We start from the raw sequence: 6,649 nt of genomic DNA on the forward strand, positions 1-6,649 counted from the left end.
GAGGTTATTGCGCAAGAGGCGCGTTTCTTAGTCCACCGATTTCCTCAGGAACGTCGGGATATCGTACTGATCGTCGTCTTCGGAGAAGATGTTACGCTGCCTGCTGTAGGTCTCGCGCTGCTGCTTCTCGCGGATGAAGGTCGGGATCTCGCGGTTCGGCTCCTGACGACCGGTGAGCGGGGTGACGTTCTTCATCTCCTGGCGTCCCTTCTCCAGGTCGAAGCGGTCGCCGAAGCCGGTGACGACGGCGGTGACCTTGATCTGCTCGCCGAGGGACTCGTCGATCGCCATGCCGACGATGATGATGGCGTCCTCGTGGACCTTCTCGTGGATCGCGCGGCTCACGGTCTGGAACTCGTCCATGGTCATGGAGGAGGAGCCGGTGATGTTGACCAGGACCCCCTTGGCGCCGGAGACATCGATATCTTCGAGGAGGGGGCTGGAGATCGCCCGGTTGGCGGCGTCGGCCGCCCGGTTCTCGCCTGAGGCGATGCCGATACCCATCATTGCCATGCCGCGCTCGCTCATGACCGTCCGCACGTCGGCGAAGTCGACGTTGATGAGGCCGTGTCCGGTGATGATCTCGGAAATCCCCTGGACCGCCTGGCGGAGCACGTCGTCGGAGGGACGGAAGGCGTCGAGGATCGACATCGACTTGCCGGCGAGGCTGATGAGACGGTCGTTGGGGATCACCACCAGGGAGTCGACATGTTTCTTGAGGTCGCGGATCCCTTCGTCGGCCTTGTTGATCCGGTTGCGCCCCTCGTAGGTGAACGGCTTGGTGACCACCCCGACGGTGAGGGCGCCCACTTCCCGCGCCACCTCGGCGATGATCGGCGCCGCCCCGGTCCCGGTCCCCCCACCCATGCCACAGGCGATGAAGATCATGTCGGCCCCCTTGAGGGTCTCGGCAAGCTGCTCCCGGTCCTCCAGGGCCGCCTCGCGCCCCTTGTTCGGGTCGGCACCGGCCCCGAGCCCCTTGGTCAGCTGCCGGCCGATCTGGATCTTGGCCGGCGCCCGGTTGGAGCGCAGCGCCTGGACATCGGTGTTGGCGACGATGAACTCCACCCCCTGGATCTTGTTCTCGATCATGGTGTTGACCGCGTTCCCGCCGCCACCGCCAACGCCAACCACCTTGATCTTCGCGCACTGGTCAATGCTTTCATCGAACTCGAACATACCCTACCCCCTTGTCCTTTCATGTTGTTTTGTCTGAACTCTCATCGCATTCGAAAACAGTATCAAGGAACTCCGTTCCTAGAAAAATTCTCCGAACCACTCCTTCATCCGCCGCGACACCCGCCGGAAGAGATTCTCGTCGGTCTGGGCCGTCGGGAACTCGCGGATGCCGACGTTCTTGCTCCCGTAGACCACGAGCCCCACGCCGGTGGCGTAGACCGGGGAGTTGACGACGTCCACGAGGCCGCCGATCTGCTGCGGCAGCCCCCGGCGCACCGGGAGGTTGAAGACCTGCTCGGCCAGCTCCGGCATCCCGTCGAGGATGGTGCTCCCGCCGGTGATGACGACCCCGGAGGCGATCAGGTCCTCAAACCCCGACTTGACGAGCTCCCGGTTGACGAGGGTGAAGATCTCCTCCACCCGGGGTTCCAGGATCTCGGTGAGGAGCTGCCGGGAAAGGACCCGCGGCTTGCGGCCGCCGACGCTCGGCACCTCAATGGTCTCTTCCTTGCCCACCAGGGAGGACATGCAGCAGCCGTACTTCTTCTTGATCTTCTCCGCCTCGGCCATGGGGGTGCGGAGCCCCACGGCGATGTCGTTGGTCAGGTGGTTGCCCCCCAGCGACAGGACCGAGGTGTGCTTGATGGCGCCGTCGCAGAAGATGGCGATGTCGGTGGTGCCGCCGCCGATGTCCACCAGCGCCACCCCCAGCTCCTTCTCGTCAGCGGAGAGGACCGACTCAGAGGAGGCGAGCTGCTCCAGCACGATATCGGCCACGTCGAGCCCGGCCCGGTTGCACGCCTTGATGATGTTCTGGGCGCTGGCCACGGCACCGGTGACGATGTGGACCTTCGCCTCCAGCCGCACGCCGCTCATGCCGAGGGGCTCGCGGATCCCGTCCTGATCGTCGATGATGAACTCCTGGGGAAGGATGTGGATCACCTCGCGGTCCATGGGGATGGCGATCGCCTTGGCGGCGTCGATGACCCGCTTCACGTCCTCGGAGGTCACCTCGCGGTTCTTGATGGCGATCACCCCCTGGGAGTTGAACCCCTTGATGTGGCCGCCGGCGATGCCGGCGTAGACCGAGCGGATCTCGCATCCCGCCATCAGCTCCGCCTCGGAAACCGCCTTCTTGATCGACTCGACGGTGCTCTCGATGTTGATCACCACCCCCTTGCGCATCCCGCGCGACGGGCTGGTGCCGATGCCGACGATGTCGATGCCGTCCTCGGTGACGTTGCCGACGATGGCGCAGATCTTCGTCGTGCCGATATCGAGGCCGACGATCAGGTTATCCCTTCTTCCCGACATAGTTTCCCCCTCCTGATTCTCTCTATCCCTTTTTCACGATGATCTTGTCATGGTAGTCGAGGTCGATGTATTGCACCGCCAGCAGCTCCCCCTTCAGCTCGCCATAGATCCGGGCGAGCCGGGAAAGCTTCACGTCGAAACCGTCGTTGCCGAGCCTGACCGGCACCCCGCCGGCGGCGGTGAAGAGCGTGAAGCCGAACCCCTTGTCGATGTGAATCTCGGAGACATCGGCCAGGGAAAAGGTCTGCCCCTTCTGCAGAAGCCCCATCAGCCCCACCGCGGCCGTAAGCGACCGCTTGGTGCCGTCCGGGTCCCGGGCGAGGTCGTCCTCGGTGACGCCGGTGATGACCGGGTAATTGAGGCTGTCGCCATGGGTCAGGGGCTTGAAGACCTCACCCTTGGCGTCGAGGTAGTAGAGGAACCCCATGTTCACCACCGCCACCGGCTCCCGCTCCGTCACCTCGATGGCGAGGGTGTGGGGGAAGTAGCGCCGGACCTGCACCTTCTCGATCCAGGGATCCTTGGCTAGCTGCTCGCCGATGCGGCGAAGCCGAAGCCCCAGCATCGAGTCGCCGGCCTTGACCCCGGACTCGGCAATCACCTCGTCCCGCGTCAGGTGCCGGAGTTTCGAGACCTCGATCGTTTCGAGCCGAAGGACATTGATCCGCACCCGGGACGCAAGCCGGTACCCCTCGTAACAGAGAATGCCGGCAACTGCAACGAGGAGCGCACCGCAGACAACCCGGCTCCCCCATGTGACGAGGGGGCGCCAGTTGATCTGCTTGCGCTCCCGCTTCACGCGGTTGGCGTTGTTCGCCGGTTTGATCCGTGTCTTTACGTGCAGGTCGCGCATGAGATTCCGTAATTCGGGATTCGGTAATCGAAAAAATCCAGTCCCGAGTCTCTAGTCTCCAGCCCCGATTTTCAGCGATGCCGACAACAAAATCCGCTCCACCAGCTCTTCGAAGCCGATCCCCGCCTCCTTCTGGGCGATCTCGGGGAGCAGACTCAGAGAGGTCATCCCCGGCAGGGTGTTGACCTCCAGGAGGAAGCACTCCCCGGCCTCGGTCACGAGGAAATCGACCCGGCTGTGGCCGGAGCAGCCGAGGGCACGATGGGCCTTCTCCCCCTCGGCGAGGAGCCTGCGGTACAGCTCGGGCGCAAGGACCGGCGGGCAGATATGCTCGGCCATGCCGTCGGTGTACTTGGCCTCGTAATCGTAGAATTCGTTCTTCGGCACGATCTCGATGGCCCCCATGGCCCGGTCGTCGAGGATTCCCACCTGGATTTCCCGCCCCTTGACGAAGCGCTCCACGAGGATCTCCCGATCGTACCGGAATGCCGTCTCCAAGGCGGCGGGAAATACGTCGGCCGACTTCACGATGCTCACCCCCACCGACGACCCCTCCTGGGAAGGCTTCACCACCAGGGGGTAGGAGAAGCCGAGGGTCCCGGTCTCCAGCGCCTCTCCCCGGCGAAGCACGCGGTAGGGGGTCACGGTCAGGCCGCTGGCCGCAAAGACCTGCTTGGCGAAGATCTTATTCATGGCAAGGGCGCTCGCCAGCACCCCGGAACCGGTGTACGGAATCCCCATGAGCTCCAGCGTCCCCTGGACCGCGCCATCCTCGCCGTAGCGGCCGTGGAGCGCGATGAAGGCGACCTCGACCCCCTCTCGGGCGAGAACCTGCGGGAGATCACGGTCCACGTCGATGGCGACGGCGTCATATCCCCGGGCCAAGAGCGCCTGAAGGACCGCGGCGCCGCTGGCAAGCGACACCTCCCGCTCTGCGGAAAGCCCCCCCATGAGTACGCCTGTTTTTCCGATTTTCAATTCGTCTCGTGTCATCGTTCCCGCTTCGTGCCTTCGGTGAAGGTCGATTCTTTAATCACTGTTCACCGACAATCCGCACCTCTTCTTCAAGAGACGTGCCGGTTTTCCGCTTGACTTCATCTTTTATCCTGGCCGTCAGGGCCAGGAAATCGGCGGCGGTTGCTCCTCCCCGGTTCACGAGGAAGTTGGCATGGATCTCCGACACCTGCGCCCCTCCCACCATTACCCCCCGAAGCCCGGCATCGGCGATCAACCGCCAAGCCGCCACTCCTTCGGGATTTCTGAAGAACGAGCCGGCGTTGGGATAGCCAACTTTTTGACTCGCCGCCCGGTGGGCCCGGAACTCCTCGATCCGTGATTCGATCTTCCGTGCCGTGCCGGCCTCCAGCCGGAAGGTCGCCTCAACGATGATCTCTCCCGCAGCCAGGCGCAGAAACCGGTATCCGTATTCGAGCTCATCCCGCCGACGCTGCAACAAACTGCCATTGTGCAGCGTCACCAGCTCTTCGACCCGGTCGAGGGTCGCGCCGCCGTGGGCCCCGGCATTCATGGCAAGGGCGCCGCCGACGGTTCCGGGGATGGCATCGAGGAACTCCAGCCCGGCGAGTCCTTCGTTGACGAGGAACCGGCCAAGCTCCCGGTTCGTCACCCCCGCGCCGACCCGAATCCGCTCCCCACCGAGTGGCTCCAGCTCCGCCAGCCGTGCCAGCGAAATCACCACTCCCCGGATCCCTCGGTCCCGGACGAGGAGGTTATACCCTCCCCCCACCACGAAAAACGGTGTGCCGGTCCCGGTCACGACCGCCATGAGCTCCCGCAGATCCTCCCGATCGGCCGGCGTGACGAAGAAATCGGCCGGCCCGCCGACCTTGAGGGAGGTGTGGCGCGCCATAGGCTCGTTCCGGAGGATTTCCCCCCGCACCCGAAGGCGGAGCGCCGCAAAGAGATCGTCGGTCAAAGAGCTTCCTCAAGCTTCGGGAGAAGCGCCTCTCCCGCCTGCCAGATGTTTCCCGCGCCCAGGGTAAGGACGATGTCCCCCGGCTTCACGATCTTCACGAGATGCTCCGGCAGCTCCTCCCGATCGGCGACATAGGTCACGTCGCGCTGGCCGTGGCGGCGGATCTCATCGGCGAGCCGCTCGGCGGAGACCCCCTCGATCGGCGCCTCGCCGGCGGCATAGATGTCGGTCAGCACCAGGACGTCGGCGTCGTAGAAGCATTTCACGAACTCATCGAAGAGCTCCTTCGTCCGGGTGAACCGGTGGGGCTGGAACGCCACCACGAGTCGCCGCTCGGGCCAGCCGCTCTTTCCCGCGGCGAGGGTGGCCCGGATCTCGGCCGGGTGGTGGCCGTAATCGTCGACGACGGTGATGCCGTTCACCTCCCCCTTCACCTGGAAGCGCCGCCCCACACCGCCGAACGTGGCAAACCCCTCCTGAATCTGGGCGAAGGGGACGTCGAGCTCCATCGCCACGGCGATGCAGGCGAGGGCGTTCAGGACGTTGTGGGCGCCGGGCATGGCGAACGTGACCTCCCCCATCCGGTATCCCTTGTAGTGGGCGACGAAGGAGGTGGTCCCCCCTTCCAGGCGGATGTGGGTCGCCCGGATGTCGGCCTGGGAGGAGAGGCCGTAGGTAACGAAACGCTTCTTCACCCGGGGGAGGATGTCGGCGACGTTGCGGTCCTCCAGGCAGAGGACCGCCAGGCCGTAGAACGGGATCTTGTTGATGAAGTCGACGAAGGTCGTCTTGATCTGGTCGATGCCGCCGGTATAGAAGTCGAGGTGGTCGGCATCGATGTTGGTCACCACGGCAATGGTCGGCGAGAGTTTCAGGAACGAGCCGTCGGACTCGTCGGCCTCCGCCACGAGAAACTTCCCCTGGCCGAGCTTGGCGTTGGTGCCGAGGGTGTTGAGCTTGCCGCCGATGACGATGGTCGGGTCGATCCCGCCGTGGGTCAGGACCGTCGCCACCATGGAGGTGGTGGTGGTCTTGCCGTGGGTGCCGGCGATGGCGATCCCGTACTTCATCCGCATCAGCTCCGCCAGCATCTCGGCCCGGGGGATGACCGGGATCATCCGCCGCTTTGCCTCCACCACCTCGGGGTTGTCGTCGTGGACCGCCGTGGAGGTGACCACGACATCGACGGCGGTGAGGTTCTCCCGGGCGTGCCCGTAGTAGATCTCCCCGCCGAGGGCGGCTAGCCGGTCGGTGGTGTCAGACTTTCTCAGGTCGGAACCGGAGACCTTGTACCCCAAGTTTAGGAGCACCTCGGCGATGCCGCTCATCCCGATGCCGCCGATCCCTACGAAGTGAATTTTTTCGAT

6 protein-coding genes are annotated in these 6,649 nt (G+C 64.5%); all 6 read right to left on the bottom strand.

Going from position 1 to position 6,649, the window contains the following annotated elements; all coding sequences use genetic code 11:
- Window positions 1-27: 27 nt before the first annotated feature.
- Entirely contained in the window at window positions 28-1,179 is a 1,152-nt protein-coding gene (gene ftsZ, locus M6689_RS01000) for a cell division protein FtsZ (RefSeq protein WP_298266773.1), read from the bottom strand.
- Between the two features lie 78 nt (window positions 1,180-1,257).
- Window positions 1,258-2,493, bottom strand: a complete 1,236-nt coding sequence (gene ftsA, locus M6689_RS01005) for a cell division protein FtsA (protein WP_298266774.1) — start codon at window positions 2,491-2,493, stop codon at window positions 1,258-1,260.
- A gap of 22 nt (window positions 2,494-2,515) precedes the next feature.
- The gene (locus M6689_RS01010; RefSeq protein ID WP_298266775.1) at window positions 2,516-3,346 is read right to left on the bottom strand and encodes an FtsQ-type POTRA domain-containing protein; all 831 of its coding nucleotides are present in this window, start codon (window positions 3,344-3,346) and stop codon (window positions 2,516-2,518) included.
- A 51-nt stretch (window positions 3,347-3,397) separates the two neighbouring features.
- Window positions 3,398-4,339, bottom strand: a complete 942-nt coding sequence (locus M6689_RS01015) for a D-alanine--D-alanine ligase (RefSeq protein WP_298266776.1) — start codon at window positions 4,337-4,339, stop codon at window positions 3,398-3,400.
- A 40-nt stretch (window positions 4,340-4,379) separates the two neighbouring features.
- Window positions 4,380-5,282, bottom strand: coding sequence for a UDP-N-acetylmuramate dehydrogenase (gene murB / locus M6689_RS01020; protein ID WP_298266777.1), 903 nt, complete (start codon window positions 5,280-5,282; stop codon window positions 4,380-4,382).
- The coding region (murC, locus tag M6689_RS01025) for a UDP-N-acetylmuramate--L-alanine ligase (RefSeq protein WP_298266778.1) at window positions 5,279-6,649 on the bottom strand (1,371 nt) is incomplete at its 5' end. The genes murC and murB, both read right to left, overlap by 4 nt.

The organism is Geobacter sp. (assembly GCF_027327745.1).
In the GTDB taxonomy this organism is placed as follows: Bacteria; Desulfobacterota; Desulfuromonadia; order Geobacterales; family Geobacteraceae; genus Geobacter.